Origin of the sequence: Pseudomonas sp. HLS-6 (assembly GCF_002753995.1) — a bacterium.
In the GTDB taxonomy this organism is placed as follows: domain Bacteria; phylum Pseudomonadota; class Gammaproteobacteria; order Pseudomonadales; family Pseudomonadaceae; genus Aquipseudomonas; species Aquipseudomonas defluvii.
Genome location: NZ_CP024478.1, coordinates 2,879,179 through 2,894,247, shown reverse-complemented (window position 1 = coordinate 2,894,247; position 15,069 = coordinate 2,879,179). Strand labels below are relative to the sequence as shown.

The window sequence follows — 15,069 nt, the reverse complement described above, 5'->3', positions numbered from 1 at the left end:
CCGTGAGTTCGCGGCGTTTGCATCGCGGGCAAGCCCGGCTCCTACAGGCTGGCGCGGGCGCTGTTGGAGCTGGCTTGCCTGCGATGGCGTCGGTGGGGTGCCCGTGAGTTCGCGGCGTTTGCATCGCGGGCACAAGCCACGCGCCCACAGCTGGCGCGGGCCCTGTTGGAGCAGGCTTGCCTGCGATGGCCTCGGTGGGGTATCCATGAGTTCGCGGCGTTTGCATCGCGGGCAAGACCCGCTCCCACAGGCTTGCGCGGGCTTTGTTGGAGCAGGCTTGCCTGCGATGGCCTCGGTGGGGTATCCATGAGTTCGCGGCGTTTGCATCGCGGGCAAGACCGGCTCCCACAGGCTTGCGCGGGCTTTGTTGGAGCTGGCTTGCCTGCGATAGCGTCGGCGGGGTGCCAGTGAGTACGCGGCGTCTGTATCGCGGGCAAGCCCGGCTCCTACAGGCTGGCGCGGGCTTTGTTGGAGCTGGCTTGCCTGCGATGGCGTCGGTGGGGTGCCCGTGAGTTCGCGGCGTCTGCATCGCGGGCAAGCCCGGCTCCTACAGGCTGTGCGGGCTTTGTTGGAGCTGGCTTGCCTGCGATGGCGTCGGTGGGGTCCCCGTGAGTACGCGGCGTCTGCATCGCGGGCAAGCCCGGCTCCTACAGACTGGCGCGGGCTTTGTTGGAGCTGGCTTGCCTGCGATGACGTCGGTGGGGTATCCGTGAGTTCGCGGCGTTTGCATCGCGGGCAAGCCCGGCTCCTACAGGCTGCGCGGGCTTTGTTGGAGCTGGCTTGCCTGCGATGGCCTCGGCGCGGTGCTTGTGAGTGCGCGGCGTCTGCATCGCGGGCAAGCCCGGCTCCTACAGGTTACGCGGGCTCTGTTGGAGCTGGCTTGCCTGCGATGGCGTCGGTGGGGTGCCAGTGAGTTCGCGGCGTTTGTATCGCGGGCAAGCCCGGCTCCTACAGGTTCTATGGGAGCAGGCTTGGCGGGGGGCGGTCAGGCGACATCCACCAGAACGATTTCGCTGTCCTCCAGCGCAGTCACCCGCAACAACGATTCATCTTCGATCGCCAGGCCGTCACGGGCAGCGGCGCGCACACCGTTGACCTCGACCAGCCCCTTCGCCGGCACCAGATAGCCGCGACGTCCGCTGTCCAGCACGTACTCGGCGCTTTCTCCGGCTTTCAAGGTAGCCGCGACCAGCCGTGCGTCAGCCCGAATGCGCAAGCTCTGCTCATCACCTTCACGACCACTGGCCAGGGTCACGAAGCCTTCACCGCGCTCACCCTTGGGAAATGGACGGGTGCCCCACGAGGGTGCTTCGCCGCTGCGCTCTGGAATGATCCAGATCTGGAAGATGCGTGTATCAACCTTCTCCAGGTTGTACTCACTATGGACGATCCCGGTCCCGGCGCTCATCACTTGCACATCGCCCGCTTCCGTACGGCCTTTGTTGCCCAGGTTGTCCTGGTGGCTGATAGCGCCTTCGCGGACATAGGTGATGATTTCCATGTCGCGGTGTGGGTGCGGTGGGAAACCGCTGCCTGCGGCGATCAGGTCATCGTTCCAGACCCGCAGGGTGCCCCAGTGCATGCGCTCGGGATCGTAGTATTCGGCGAATGAAAAGTGATGATGGGCATCCAGCCAGCCGTGGTTGGCATGGCCCAGTGTGGCGAACGGGCGAAGTTGCAGCATGATTCATCTCCTCGGCAAGGTTTATGTGAACGATGATCGCCCAATTAATGATCGAAATTAAGCGTAAATAATGGCTGATTCTAATCGGTTTATTAGATACTTAAGGTGCAGTGATTGATTCACTTCATCGCCTAATTGACTGATCTGTAAGCATTCGGCTGGTGCTTTGCGGTCAATGGAGCGAACATGGCGGCAGAGCCCTTTTCAGTTGGAGTCGGTGTGTCACACGAGCGCCCCAAGCACCCCCCGGAATTAACCCCGCCGGCCCAGTTGCCCTGGGTCAGACGGTTGTTGGCCCGTGTACTGGGTCGAGGCCTGAGCCGGCTGCAGGCTCAGCACCGCGACTCGTGGTTTCACGGGCATGCTAGCGGTCAACGTACCGGCCATGCCGAGGGCCTGCGCGAGGGTTATGAGGAGGGCCGTGTCGATGGCTTCGAGGCTGGCCGCCAGGTTCTGGTGATCCGTGATACTCGCCCCGATGCCCACGCAGTGCCGGGGCAAGACGACAGCCTGTTCGACGATTGGCGCCTGCCGCTCACCACGGAACTTAAAAAACGCTTCAAGGCCGACGTTGCGCAGCGCCTGCCAGCCCAGGCGCAGCCAAGTACTGCGCAATGGAAAATGATCTTCAGTGAGACGCCTTCGACCTGCGTGATTGCCGGTGCCGGTGCCGGCAAGTCGACGTCCCTGGTGCTGCGTATTCTGCTGTTGCGTCACTACCTGGGCTATGGACTGGACGCCATGACCGTGGTCACGTTCACGCGCGAGTCGCGCAAGGACTTCATCGCACGACTGACCCAGGTGTTTGCCCTGTGGGGCATCAACCTGAGCCCGGTAGAGGCCCGCGAGTTGGTGCGCACCTTCCATTCGCGGATTCTGCCACTGGTGCGCAGCCTGCCGGGCTTCAGCCAGCTGCGGGCCTTTGAGACGCTGGGCAGTGAGTTACCGGGTGGCAGCGAGTCGAATGCCGAGACCAACCCGTTCGACCTGCGTATCAATGATGCCCAGCGTCAGCAACTGAACCTGTGCTACCGCGACCTGATGCAGGGCAGCCCACGCTTTGCCGAGTTGATCATGTCCCTGCGGCGCCAGGCCTTGCAGCTCAAGGCATTGGACCGCGATCATCCCGACGTGCAGAAGCGTGTGGCCGTGACGCAACTGTCCGCCGAGCGCGACGAGGAGTTGTGCGACACGATTGAAGACCTCTGGTTCAGGGCGGGCGCGTGGCCGATCAAGGGCATTGAGCCACGCCGGGAAACCGTGGAGATCAATGGCAGCCGTTTTCACGTCCATGGCCATATTGCCGAACTCGATGCCTGGGTGGTACTGGGCTTCGATCCCGGGGAAAACAAGGACTACAAACGTTCGAACGCCAAGTTACCGGTGTGGGCCGAATGGGTTATCAAGCGCACACTTTTTCAAGCTTTCTGTGATAAACCCTTGATATGGCTGGAAAACTATTCGGCAGCCAAGCGCTTGACCGCCTCCCTTGCAACGGATGCCGTGGCCGGGCCGGGCTTTGACTACAAGGTCAAGGGCGAGCTCTCGTCGGTGCCGCTCCTGGATGCTTTCGTCAGTGCTGCCGGGTTCATCGAGAACCTCGGGCTGGACGTGGGCGCGGCAGTCGCAAACATGAGTTTTCCAACAGGTGACAGCGATGCACTGTTCTTCGAGGCGTTGAGCCTGTACTGGCGGGCGCTGGAGAACCACCTGTTGGCGCAGTCGCCGCCGATCATGAGCTATAACCGGATGTTCGCCCTGTTCTCGGAGAACAACCCCGAGAACCTGCGCTTGTTGCCCGATGCCTTGCTCAGGCCTTTGGCGCATTTGATGATCGACGAGTTTCAGGATGTCTCGCCGCAGATCGTTTCCTGGCTAAGGGCCAGCCTGCGTGAAATCCGTCGGCGCGGGCCGGCATTGCATGTGGGGCGCACCGCCCAGCATTCGTCGCTGCTGTGTGTGGGCGATGACTGGCAATCGATCTACGGCTGGCGGGGGAGCTCACCCAAGTACTTCATGGAGTTCGCCAAGGAATTCGTCTCGCCAGCCAATACGCGGGTGATGCTCAGCGACAATTACCGCAGCCACCAGCACATCATCGATGCGGCCGAGCACATCGTTAAGCCGGCGCCGGCGATCAATGGCAAGAAAGCCAAGGCCTGCGGCCTGGCGGCCGAGGATGCGGTGCCGGTCACGGTACAGCCGCGTGACGAGGCTGCGCTTGCCCAGCAGTTGATGGCGCATTACCGGCAGGGCGATTCGGTGATGATGTTGTATCGAAAAAGCAGTGATAAGTCATTGATTTCAGAGCATTTGCAGCCACTGATCAATCATGAGAAAAGCCTTGCGCCGGGGCAGCGCCGGTTCCGTCAATTGACCTACCACAGCGCCAAGGGGCTGCAGGCGGATGCGGTGTTCATGCTTGGCGACTGCCAGCACGTGACCCGTTCACCGTACAAGAACCAGGTCTATCGCCAGGCGGGGCTTGGCCGTAGCGGTGACCCTGAAGCCTACGACAACGCGCAGAAGGACGAAGTCCTGCGCCTGGCCTATGTCGCGGTTACCCGCGCCGTCAGGCATTGTTACTGGCATGTCGAGACGCCGACCGGGGAGGCGCAGAATCTGCCCCGGGCATCGTCCCAGGTTGATGGCAGTAAAGCGTTCTTCGACGACCTCAGGCCTTGAGTGCGGTCGCTATATCGCGTTTCCTTGTCTGGTTCGCGCTTGCTGACAGTCATGGCGTCAGGTGCTCTGGCGAGTTGAAGTTGCTCAGGCGTGGATCGTCCAGCGGATACTCCAGCGCCTGCAGTGGCTGTGCCAGCAGGGCTCGCAGCAGGCTGCGCTCACCCTGGCTCCAGCGCTGGCGAAGGTCGTCGAGCAGACTGCTCGGCAGCAGGCAGAACATCGGTTGCCAGTGGCCATCCTGACGGATCATCGCCGGTCGCCCCTGATCGTTCGCCTGGCTCAGCAGGTCAAGAACCAGTGTGCGGTCGATCAGCGGTGCATCGCACGCGAGCACCAGTAGCCACGGGTGACGCGCCTGGGCCAACCCGCTGAGCACACCGGCCAACGGGCCTGGATAGTCGCCTGATTCGTCACTGACCAGATGATCGGCATAGGGCCGGTACTGCTCGGCGTGGCGGTTACAGGAAATGATCAGGTCGTCGGTCAGTGGACGCACCACGGCCTGGGCGTGGGCAATCAGGGGCTGCCCGTGCCAGGGAATCAGGCCCTTGTCGCGTCCGCCCATACGCTGGCCACGACCGCCCGCCAAGAGGAGGATGGAGCAGGGCGACGGAAGCTGGATCATGATGTTTACCTGTAGCGCCAAAGCCGCTCACGATCCCATGACCGGCTTTGGCTGTCCATCAGCTTTCCAGGCTTACCGTACCCTCAGGCTGGCGTCGTCGCGTGCCCGCCAGGCGCATGACCACCACGAAAAACACCGGTACGAATACCACGGCCAGCGTTGCGCTGAGCATGCCGCCAATTACCCCGGTGCCGATCGCCTGCTGGCTGGCCGAACTGGCGCCAGTGGCGATGGCCAGCGGCACGACGCCAAGGATGAACGCCAGTGAGGTCATGACGATGGGCCGCAGGCGCAGGCGCAGGCGCGCGGCCTGTACCGTCGCGTCTATCAGGTCGTGGCCTTCGTCCACCAGATGCTTGGCGAATTCGATGATCAGGATCGCGTTCTTCGCCGACAGGCCGATCAAGGTGATCAGGCCGACCTTGAAGAACACGTCGTTGGGCATGCCTCGCAGGGTCACTGCCAGTACCGCGCCCAGCACGCCCAGCGGCACCACCAACAGCACCGCGGTCGGGATCGACCAGCTTTCATAGAGCGCCGCCAGGCACAGGAACACCACCAGCAGCGAGAGCGCCATCAGCATGGGTGCCTGGCTGCCGGACAGCCGTTCCTGCAGCGACAGGCCGGTCCACTCCAGGCCCATGCCCAGTGGTAACTGGCTGACCAGGCGCTCGATCTCTGCCATGGCCTCGCCCGAACTGTAGCCGGGCGCTGGTTCACCGGACACCGCGATCGCCGGGTAGCCGTTGTAACGCGTCAACTGCACCGGCCCGGAAACCCAATGGGCGCGGGTAAACGCCGACAGTGGCACCATCTTGCCGCTGCTGTTGCGGACATGGATTTTCATCAGGTCTTCGACCTGGCTGCGGCTGTCGCCCTCGGCTTGTACCACCACCCGCTGCATCCGGCCCTGGTTGGGGAAGTCGTTGACGTAGGTCGAACCGATGGCGGTGTTGAGCACGGTGCCGATGTCGGCAAAGGAAACGCCCAGGGCGTTGGCCTGCTTGCGGTCTACCTCCAGTTGTACCTGAGGGCTTTCGGCCAGGGCGCTTTCACGTACGTTGATCAGCACCGGGCTTTTCTCGGCAGCGGCCAGTAGCTGATCGCGTGCGGCCATCAGGTTGGTGTGGCCGAGACCGCCACGGTCCTGCAGGCGGAACTCAAAGCCGCTGGACGTGCCAAGCCCGTCGACCGGTGGCGGCAGCACCGAGTAGGCAATTGCGTTCTTGAACTGGCTGAAAGCGGCGGTGGCGCGCTCGGCGATGGCCGCTGCACTGTCCTCGGCGCTTCGCTCGGACCAGTCCTTGAGTGTGGTGAAGACCAGCGCCGCGTTCTGCCCGGTGCCGGAAAAGCTGAAGCCCATGATCACCGTGGTGTTGCCGATACCGGGTTCTTCGGCGTTGTGCGCTTCGATCTGCGCCGCAACCTGCTCGGTACGTGGCTTGCTGGCACCGGGCGGGAGCTGGACGTCAGTGATGGTGTAGCCCTGGTCTTCGGTCGGCAGGAACGAGGAGGGCAGTTGGCTGAACAGGTAGCCCAGGCCGGCCAAAAGCAGGCCGTATACCAGCAGGTAGCGTCCGCTGCGCTTGAGGGCATGGGTCACCCAGGATTGGTAGCCGTCGGTGAGGCGCTCGAAGCGTCGGTTGAACGCGCCAAAGAAACCGCGCTTTTGCGCATGACCGCTTTCGATGGGCTTGAGCAAGGTGGCGCACAGGGCGGGTGTCAGGCTCAAGGCGAGGAAGGCCGAGAACAGGATCGACACCGCCATCGCCAGCGAGAACTGCTGATAGATCACTCCCACTGAGCCTGGCATGAAGGCCATCGGCAGGAACACCGCGACCAGCACCAGGGTAATCCCGACGATGGCCCCACTGATCTGGCCCATGGCCTTGCGGGTGGCCTCTCGGGGCGGCAGGCCTTCCTCGGCCATGATCCGTTCGACGTTTTCCACCACCACGATGGCGTCATCGACCAGGATGCCGATGGCCAGCACCATCCCGAACAGGGTCAGTACGTTGATCGAGAACCCCATGCCGAGCATTACTGCAAAGGTCCCCATCAGCGCCACAGGCACCACCAGGGTCGGGATCAGGGTGTAGCGGATATTCTGCAGGAACAGAAACATCACCGCGAACACCAGCAGCATCGCTTCGAGCAGGGTGTTGATGACCTGTTCGATGGAGACTTTCACGAACGGCGAGGTGTCATAGGGGATGTCGTAGCGGGCGCCTGCCGGAAAGTAGCGCGACAACTCGTCCATCTTGGCGCGGACCAGGGTCGCGGTTTGCATGGCGTTGGCACCCGGTGACAGTTGCACGCTGAAGGCGGTCGACGGCTTGCCGTTCAAGCGCGTGCCGAACTGGTACTCCTGGCTGCCAATCTCTACCCGTGCGACGTCGCCGAGGGTTACTCGCGAGCCGTCCGGGTTGGCCCGCAAAACGATGTCGGCGAACGCCTCCGGTGTCGACAGTTGGCCTTTGACTACCACGTTGGCGGTTATTTCCTGGGTCGCCCGGCCTGGCAGGTCACCGATACTGCCGGGGGCTACCTGGGTGTTTTGTGCGGCAATGGCCAGGTTGACGTCTTCGGGGGTCAGGTTGAAGCCGATCAGTTTCTGCGGGTCGATCCAGATGCGCATGGCGCGCTCGGCGCCGTACAGCTGCGCCTTGCCGACACCGTTGAGGCGGCGGATCTCGTTCATGACGTTTCGCGCCAGGAAGTCGCTGAGGGCGACTTCGTCCAGAGACTCGTTTTCAGCCGTCAGGGTCACCAGCATCAGGAACCCGGTGGAAACTTTCTCCACTTGCAGGCCTTGCTGGGTGACCGCGCGCGGCAAACGCGACTCGACGATCTTCAGGCGGTTCTGCACATCCACCTGAGCCAGTTCAGGGTTGGTGCCCGGCTCGAAGGTGGCGGTGATGGTGGCGCTGCCCAGGCTGCTTTGCGACTGGAAGTACAGCAGATGGTCGGCACCGTTGAGCTCCTGCTCGATCAGGCTGACGACGCTCTCATCGATTGTCTGTGCCGATGCACCCGGGTAGACGGCATAGATCTCTACCTGTGGCGGGGCTACGTTAGGGTATTGGGCCACCGGCAGTTGCGGGATGGCCAGCGCGCCGGCCAGCAGAATGAACAGCGCGACCACCCAGGCGAACACCGGGCGGTCAATGAAAAATTGCGGCATTGATCAGGCCCTCATTGGCCAGTGGTCTGTACGACAGAAGCGGCATCCTTGGCGGCAGGGGTGACGTGCACCTGATCACCTACGCGCACATGTTGCAGGCCTTCGATGACTACGCGCTCGCCCGGAACCAGGCCTTCGCTGACGATCCAGCGGTCCTGTTGCGCGCTGCCCAGCACGATCGGGCGCTCGCTGATGCGTTGCTCGGCATCCACCAGCAGCACACGCGGTTGGCCGGCGCTGTCACGCAGGATGGCGCGCTGCGGCACGCTGATTGCCTGTTGCTTGATGGCCTGTTCCAGGCGAACGCGGATAAAACTGCCCGGCAGCAGGTCAAGATCAGGGTTGGGGAACTCGCTGCGCAGGGTAATCTGCCCGGTGCTCGGGTCGACACTGATGTCCGAAAACAGCAACTTGCCGGGCAACGGGTAAGCCGTGCCGTCGTCCTGGATCAACGTGGCACGTGCCTGGTCCTGGCCGACCTGTTGCAATTCGCCGGCGCGCAGTGCCCGGCGCAGCGCGTTCAGCTCCCGGGTGGACTGGGTCAGGTCGGCGTGGATCGGGTCCAGTTGCTGGATCGTCGCCAGAGGCGTCGACTCGTTCTGCCCGACCAGTGCGCCCTCGGTGACCAAGGCACGGCCAATGCGCCCGGAAATCGGCGCGGTGACGGTGGCATACCCCAGGTTCAAGCGCGCACGCTCAAGTGCCGCCTTGGCAGCGGCGACGTCCGCATTGGCCTGGAGGGCGGCGGCGCGGGCGTTGTCGTAGTCCTGGCGGCTGATCGCATTGATGGCGATCAACTCGCTGTAGCGCTGGTCCTGCAGGCGCGCCTGGAACTGGTTGGCCTCGGCTTTGGCCAGGGCGGCACGGGCGCTGTCGTAGTCGGCTTGAAACGGTGCCGGGTCGATGCGGAACAAGACCTCGCCCTGTTTGACGTCGCTGCCTTCGCGGTACACCCGCTTGAGCACCACGCCGGCGACTCGCGCGCGTACCTCTGCGGTGCGCGGGGCCAGAATGCGCCCGGACAACTCGCTGCTGATGGCCAAGGGTTCGACACGCATGGTTTCCACCGAAACAGGGCGTGGCGGTGCTTTTTCTTCGACCGGGGCTTGCTTGTCGCAGGCCGCCAGCGCCAGGCCGAGCAGGACAAGGGCGGGCAGGGTGCGTAGACGGGAGGGGCTTGGGCTGGACATGCGGATCTTCCGAAAATGACCCGGCCATGCTAAGGCAGGCACCCCCGGCGCAACTGTTAAGCTCTGTAGGCGGTCTGTGAAAAAGTGTGAAGATTACCGCCTCGCGTGTGCGAGGTTCGATATCCTGCCGGACTTATTTGCGCTTACGCACTTTCCATGACAAATATTCTTTTGGTCGAAGACGACAGCGCGCTGTCCGAACTGATCGCCAGCTACCTGCAACGCAACGGTTTTTTCGTCCGGGTGATCGCTCGCGGCGACCACGTGCTTGAGGAAGCACGCCGTAACAAGCCCGACCTGGTCATCCTCGACCTGATGCTGCCGGGCCTGGACGGTTTGCAGGTGTGTCGCCTGCTGCGTGCCGAGTCGGCCGTGTTGCCCATCCTGATGCTCACCGCGCGTGATGACAGTCATGACCAGGTGCTGGGCCTTGAGATGGGGGCCGACGATTATGTCAGCAAACCCTGTGAACCTCGGGTGCTGCTGGCGCGGGTACGCACGTTGCTGCGGCGCAGTAGCGTCAATGAACCTCAAGTGGCTTCGGACCTGATCCAGATCGGTGGCCTGCAGATCGACCTTACCGAGCGCACTGTGCACTGGGACGCGCAACCAGTGGAGTTGTCCAGCGGCGAGTTCAACCTGTTGGTGGTGCTGGCGCGTAATGCCGGCACGGTACTCAGCCGGGATTGCATCCTGCAGCACCTGCGCGGTATCGAGTTCAACGGCACTGACCGCTCGGTGGATGTCGCCATCTCCAAGTTGCGCCGCAAGTTTGACGACAATGCGGGCGAAGCACGCAAGATCAAGACGGTGTGGGGCAAGGGTTACTTGTTCAGCCGAGTCGAATGGGAATGCTGAAGGCGCTGCCCGAACCATGCTGAAAATCCTTGTCCGCCTGTACCTGATCACCATCGTCAGCTACGCCGGGGCCATCTTCCTGATTCCCGAGCTGATCCTGAGCGTGTTCCACGAGCGCTACGAAGCCTACAACCTGCAGCAGGCCCAAGGTGTGCAGCGCTTGATGCTCAAGCAGTTCCAGCACGTGCCCTCGACCCAGTGGCCTGAAGTGGCGCAAGCGTTGGCAGCTGACTTTGCACCGCTGGAAGTCGAATTGCGCCGTCAGGACGAGACTGAACTGAGCCCTGTCGAGCGCGCGCGCCTGGGCGCCGGGCAGTTTGTCGTTCGGGTGGGCGAATGGGGCTACTACAGCACCGCCATTGCCCCCTTGGACGACCAGTGGCTGGTTGAGTTGCGCAACCCGCCGGACCCACTGGAGATCAACCTGTTGTCCTGGGGGATTACCGTATTGATCGGCGCTGCCTTGCTCAGTTGCCTGTTGCTCTGGGTCTGGCCGCACTGGCGAGACCTGAAACGGCTACAGGCGACGGCCCAGCGCCTGGGCCAAGGGCAGTTGTCGGAGCGTACGCACATTTCGCCGCGCTCGGATATCGGCGACCTGGCGACGGTCTTCGACACCATGGCCCAGGATATTGAGCGCTTGTTGACCCAACAGCGTGAATTGCTTAATGCCGTCTCCCATGAACTGCGCACTCCACTGACCCGGCTCGACTTCGGGCTGGTGTTGCTGTTCGACGAAGTGCCGCCGGCCAGTCGCAAGCGCCTGCTGGAGCTGGTTGGCCATGTGCGGGAACTGGATGAGCTGGTCCTGGAACTGCTGTCCTACAGCCGCTTGCAGACACCAGGGCAGTTGGCTGAACGCGTCGAGGTGTCGTTGACCGAGTATGTCGACAGTATCCTCGGCAGTTTCGCCGAGGAACTGGATGGCCGTGGCATTGAGTGGGAGGTGCGGGCCGAAGCCGGCTTGCCGCGTTTCGTGCTCGACCCGAGGCTCACGGCGCGGGCGGTTCAGAATCTGATACGCAACGCCATGCGCTACTGTCACCGCAGTTTGCTGTTGCGCGTGGACATGGACGAGCAGGGTGCCTGCCTGTTGACGTTGGAAGACGACGGCATTGGCATTCCATCTGAGGAGCGTCAGCGGATTTTCCAGCCGTTCTACCGCCTGGACCGTAGCCGCGATCGCACCACCGGTGGTTTTGGGCTTGGCCTGGCGATCAGCCGACGGGCGATCGAGAGCCAGGGTGGAAGCCTGACGGCGGAGCAGTCGGCGCTGGGCGGTGCGCAGTTCAGGATTCGCTTGCCCCGTGGCTAGTCAGCAGGCGGCACCACGCAGGTTCGGTACAGCGCAGGTGTAGTGCACTATTTTCCGGTAACTGTATGGCTGTTGCCGCTGCGGGCTCCGTTAGTGTCGTGACACAACGACTCCAAGGATGCCGCCGCCATGTTTGCCTCCCTCGATCTGCTTCTAGCCTTTGTGCTCTTTGCCTTTGTGTCCTCGATTACGCCGGGGCCGAACAACACCATGCTGCTGGCCTCCGGGGTGAATTTTGGCGTGCGTCGTTCGATTCCTCACGCCGTCGGCATCAGTGTCGGATTCATGGTCATGGTGCTGGCGGTAGGCTTTGGACTGGGTGAAGTATTCAAGACGTTTCCTCCCCTCTACACCCTGTTGCGTTACGTGGGTGCCGCGTACCTGTTGTACCTGGCCTGGAAGATCGCAACGTCCGGCCCGCTGTCGGCGACCCGCTCGGAAACGCCCAGGCCACTGGGGTTCTGGGGCGCGGCGGCGTTTCAATGGGTTAATCCGAAGGCCTGGGTGATGGCGGTTGGTGCGATTACCACCTACACCCCGGCGCAGGGTTACCTGACCAATGTCATGGTCATTGCCACTCTGTTTGCGTTGGTCAACCTGCCCAGCGTCTGTGTCTGGGTCATGTTTGGCAGTGCGTTGCGCCAGGTGTTGCAGAACCCGCGCTGGTTGATGGCATTCAATTGGCTGATGGCGGGATTGCTGGTGATTTCGCTGTACCCGTTGTTGTTTGCCTCGCACAGTTTTCAGTAAGCGTGCCAGGCGTGGAACCGGCGATTTCAGACAAACACGCCGACTAAATCGCAAGGTGCTTGAACTTGCCAGGGGGCGACGTTGTAATCAGCCTCCCTGGCTATTGTGCCGCCCTGTATTCAGTGACCTGCATGCACCTCGTTCCGTGGTCTTTTCCGTCTTCAGCCGGTTTCACCTTGCGTGGCTGGCGTTCGCCGCCCAGTGGCAAGCCGTTGTTGCATTTTCTGCACGGCACCGGTTTCTGCTGCCTGGCCTACCGGCCCATGCTGGAGGTGCTCAGTGAGTCCTTCGATCTGTGGCTGAGCGATGTCCAGGGCCATGGCGACAGCGACCATGGCGGGGCGTTTCTTGGTTGGAACCGTACCGCCGAGTTGGCTGTTGAGGCCTTTGTGGCTGGGCGTGGCGCCTATGCCGACGTACCCTGTTTTGCGCTGGGGCACAGCTTCGGTGGGGTATTGACCAGTTTGATCCTGGCCCATGAACCGACGCTGTTTAAACGGGCGGTGCTGCTTGATCCGGTGCTGTTCAGCCGCTCGATGATCGCCGTGTTGGGCGTGGCGTCGATGGTGGGCATGCACCGTCGTCATACCTTGGCGCGCAAGGCGGCCACGCGCCGCAGCCACTGGCCGGACCGTGCCGCTGCCCATGCAGGGCTTCAGGGAAGGGGAACCTTCAAGGGCTGGAGCGATGCGGCGCTGCAGGCTTATGTGGAGCATGCCTTGACGGATTGTGGCGAAGGGGTGGCGTTGAAGTGTCGGCCCAGCCGCGAGATGGAATTGTTCAGTTCCTTTCCACGGCGGTTGTGGGCATCACTGGCCAAGGTCAGGACGCCAACGCTGGTTTTGCACGGCGAGCAGACCTACCCCTTCGTACCGCCCTCGGTCGCGCGCTGGGTAAGCATGAACCGTTGCGTCACCTCGGCAGTGGTGCCCGGTGGGCATTGCTTCATGCAGGAGCATCCTGCTGACAGCGCCAAGCGCGTCGAGGCTTTTCTCTCGCACGGTCCTGCTCGGACTGTTCTGTAGATGGAACGCTGAGGGCGTTTTTGCGGGTCTACCGCCACTGTCGTTGCATACGTATTGTTATAGCCATGCACGAGAGGAGGTATCCCATGAAAACGATCCAAGGCATCTACCGCAGCCCCCAGCCCCATTGGGTGGGTGACGGCTTTCCGGTTCGCAGCCTGTTCACCTACGACAACCTGGCGCGGCACATCAGCCCATTTTTGTTGCTGGACTACGCCGGCCCATACACCTTTACCCCGACCGCTGCCCGGCGTGGGGTCGGGCAGCACCCCCACCGGGGGTTCGAAACAGTGACCATTGTGTATCAGGGCGAGTTGGAGCACCGCGATTCAACGGGGGCAGGCGGCATGATCGGCCCGGGCGATGTGCAGTGGATGACCGCGGCCAAAGGCATTCTCCACGAAGAATTTCACGCTGCGACGTTTGCGGCCACCGGCGGTACCCTGGAAATGGTGCAGTTGTGGGTCAACCTTCCGGCACGCGACAAGCTCGCAGCGCCGGGCTACCAGACCCTGCTCAATGGCGATATCCCGCGTGTGCCATTGGCCAACGATGGGGGAAGCCTGCGGGTGATCGCCGGTGAGTACCTTAGCCATAAAGGCCCGGCCCGGACCTTCACGCCCATGAACGTCTGGGACATCCACCTGAACGCCGGGGCGTCATTGTCGCTGCCGCTCGAGGTGGGCCATAGCGCGGCGTTGGTAGTGTTGCGCGGCGAGGTGAGGGTCAACGGCGAGCAGGGCGCTGGTGCGGCACAACTGGTGCTGTTTGAGCGTGACGGCGATGAGGTGCTGCTGGAGGCAACTCAGGATGCCAGTGTGCTGCTGCTCAGTGGCGAGCCGATTGACGAGCCGATCGTCGGTTACGGCCCGTTCGTGATGAACAGCGAGGCCGAGATTGCCGAGGCGTTTGACGACTTTCATGCCGGTCGCTTCGGCCAGATGACCAAAGGCAAGGCCGGCGACCACAACGCCGACTAGTCTGGTGTATCCGTATTGCGATCCGCACGCCGTACCTCAACGACAAGGAGCAAGACCATGAGCGTCCCTTACACCCGTCTGGACAAGCACAATGCAGCGGTTTTGTTGGTTGACCATCAGGCTGGGCTGCTGTCGTTGGTACGTGACATCGAACCGGACAAGTTCAAGAACAATGTGCTGGCGCTGGGTGATCTGGCAAAGTATTTCAACCTCCCGACCATCCTCACCACCAGTTTTGAAAGTGGCCCCAACGGCCCTTTGGTGCCGGAACTCAAGGCTCAGTTTCCCGAGGCGCCGTACATCGCCCGGCCAGGACAGATCAATGCCTGGGACAACGAAGCCTTCGTCAAGGCGGTCAAGGCCACCGGCAAGAAGCAACTGATCATTGCCGGTGTCGTGACCGAGGTGTGTGTGGCGTTCCCGGCCCTGTCGGCGATTGCCGAAGGCTTCGAGGTGTTCGTGGTGACTGATGCGTCCGGCACCTTCAATGAGATCACCCGGCAGTCGGCCTGGGACCGTATGTCGGCTGCCGGTGCGCAACTGATGACCTGGTTCGGTGTCGCCTGTGAACTGCACCGAGACTGGCGCAACGACATCGAAGGGCTGGGCACCCTGTTCTCCAACCATATTCCGGATTACCGCAACCTGATCACCAGTTACACCACCTTGACCGCAGGCAAGTGAGTTTTACGCTGGGCGACCCTTTGGGGGCGCCCGGCCATTGGCCTTTTCACGGCGCTATATCGGGGCTGTACAAGGTTGTACAAGGTTGT

The 15,069-nt window shown here is 62.4% G+C and carries 11 protein-coding genes; 7 read left to right on the top strand and 4 right to left on the bottom strand.

What is annotated here, in order from left to right; all coding sequences use genetic code 11:
* Window positions 1-985: 985 nt before the first annotated feature.
* On the bottom strand, window positions 986-1,684 hold the full coding sequence (locus CS390_RS13485) for a pirin family protein (RefSeq protein WP_099774996.1): 699 nt from the start codon (window positions 1,682-1,684) through the stop codon (window positions 986-988).
* Between the two features lie 186 nt (window positions 1,685-1,870).
* Between CS390_RS13485 and CS390_RS13480 the strand changes: the two genes are divergently transcribed.
* On the top strand, window positions 1,871-4,369 hold the full coding sequence (locus CS390_RS13480; protein WP_099774994.1) for a UvrD-helicase domain-containing protein: 2,499 nt from the start codon (window positions 1,871-1,873) through the stop codon (window positions 4,367-4,369).
* 49 nt (window positions 4,370-4,418) lie between these two features.
* On the opposite strand, the gene mobA is transcribed toward CS390_RS13480, so the two are convergent.
* Genes mobA through CS390_RS13465 form a run of 3 tightly spaced genes read right to left on the bottom strand, consistent with a single transcriptional unit; the run spans window position 4,419 to window position 9,368 of the window.
* A complete protein-coding gene (mobA, locus tag CS390_RS13475; RefSeq protein WP_099774992.1) occupies window positions 4,419-4,994 on the bottom strand; it encodes a molybdenum cofactor guanylyltransferase MobA in 576 nt (191 codons plus the stop codon).
* Window positions 4,995-5,052: 58 nt separating this feature from the next.
* Window positions 5,053-8,178, bottom strand: coding sequence for an efflux RND transporter permease subunit (locus CS390_RS13470; RefSeq protein ID WP_099774990.1), 3,126 nt, complete (start codon window positions 8,176-8,178; stop codon window positions 5,053-5,055).
* Window positions 8,179-8,189: 11 nt separating this feature from the next.
* Window positions 8,190-9,368 (bottom strand): efflux RND transporter periplasmic adaptor subunit, encoded by a 1,179-nt coding sequence (locus CS390_RS13465; RefSeq protein WP_099774988.1) that lies wholly within the window; start codon window positions 9,366-9,368, stop codon window positions 8,190-8,192.
* 156 nt (window positions 9,369-9,524) lie between these two features.
* On the opposite strand from CS390_RS13465, the gene CS390_RS13460 reads away from it, so the two are divergent.
* The 6 genes from CS390_RS13460 to ycaC all read left to right on the top strand — a co-directional run bounded on the left by CS390_RS13460 (window position 9,525) and on the right by ycaC (window position 14,980).
* Complete coding sequence (locus tag CS390_RS13460) at window positions 9,525-10,226, top strand: response regulator transcription factor (RefSeq protein ID WP_099774986.1); 702 nt, start codon at window positions 9,525-9,527, stop codon at window positions 10,224-10,226.
* Window positions 10,227-10,242: 16 nt separating this feature from the next.
* Window positions 10,243-11,541, top strand: a complete 1,299-nt coding sequence (locus CS390_RS13455) for an ATP-binding protein (protein ID WP_099774984.1) — start codon at window positions 10,243-10,245, stop codon at window positions 11,539-11,541.
* 129 nt (window positions 11,542-11,670) lie between these two features.
* A complete protein-coding gene (locus tag CS390_RS13450) occupies window positions 11,671-12,291 on the top strand; it encodes a LysE family translocator (protein ID WP_099774982.1) in 621 nt (206 codons plus the stop codon).
* Window positions 12,292-12,422: 131 nt separating this feature from the next.
* Window positions 12,423-13,316 carry an alpha/beta fold hydrolase gene (locus tag CS390_RS13445; protein ID WP_099774980.1) on the top strand — a complete coding sequence of 298 codons (894 nt, stop codon included), beginning with the start codon at window positions 12,423-12,425 and terminating at the stop codon, window positions 13,314-13,316.
* An 86-nt stretch (window positions 13,317-13,402) separates the two neighbouring features.
* Window positions 13,403-14,296, top strand: a complete 894-nt coding sequence (locus tag CS390_RS13440; protein ID WP_099774978.1) for a pirin family protein — start codon at window positions 13,403-13,405, stop codon at window positions 14,294-14,296.
* Between the two features lie 57 nt (window positions 14,297-14,353).
* Window positions 14,354-14,980, top strand: coding sequence for an isochorismate family cysteine hydrolase YcaC (gene ycaC, locus CS390_RS13435; protein ID WP_099774976.1), 627 nt, complete (start codon window positions 14,354-14,356; stop codon window positions 14,978-14,980).
* Window positions 14,981-15,069 lie beyond the last annotated feature (89 nt).

Excerpts from the sequence above, each read along its gene's own strand:
- CS390_RS13485 (WP_099774996.1), bottom strand. The coding sequence starts at position 1,684 with ATGCTGCAACTTCGCCCGTTCGCCACACTGGGCCATGCCAACCACGGC.
- CS390_RS13480 (WP_099774994.1), top strand. The coding sequence starts at position 1,871 with ATGGCGGCAGAGCCCTTTTCAGTTGGAGTCGGTGTGTCACACGAGCGC.
- mobA (WP_099774992.1), bottom strand. The coding sequence starts at position 4,994 with ATGATCCAGCTTCCGTCGCCCTGCTCCATCCTCCTCTTGGCGGGCGGT.
- CS390_RS13470 (WP_099774990.1), bottom strand. The coding sequence starts at position 8,178 with ATGCCGCAATTTTTCATTGACCGCCCGGTGTTCGCCTGGGTGGTCGCG.
- CS390_RS13465 (WP_099774988.1), bottom strand. The coding sequence starts at position 9,368 with ATGTCCAGCCCAAGCCCCTCCCGTCTACGCACCCTGCCCGCCCTTGTC.
- CS390_RS13460 (WP_099774986.1), top strand. The coding sequence starts at position 9,525 with ATGACAAATATTCTTTTGGTCGAAGACGACAGCGCGCTGTCCGAACTG.
- CS390_RS13455 (WP_099774984.1), top strand. The coding sequence starts at position 10,243 with ATGCTGAAAATCCTTGTCCGCCTGTACCTGATCACCATCGTCAGCTAC.
- CS390_RS13450 (WP_099774982.1), top strand. The coding sequence starts at position 11,671 with ATGTTTGCCTCCCTCGATCTGCTTCTAGCCTTTGTGCTCTTTGCCTTT.
- CS390_RS13445 (WP_099774980.1), top strand. The coding sequence starts at position 12,423 with ATGCACCTCGTTCCGTGGTCTTTTCCGTCTTCAGCCGGTTTCACCTTG.
- CS390_RS13440 (WP_099774978.1), top strand. The coding sequence starts at position 13,403 with ATGAAAACGATCCAAGGCATCTACCGCAGCCCCCAGCCCCATTGGGTG.
- ycaC (WP_099774976.1), top strand. The coding sequence starts at position 14,354 with ATGAGCGTCCCTTACACCCGTCTGGACAAGCACAATGCAGCGGTTTTG.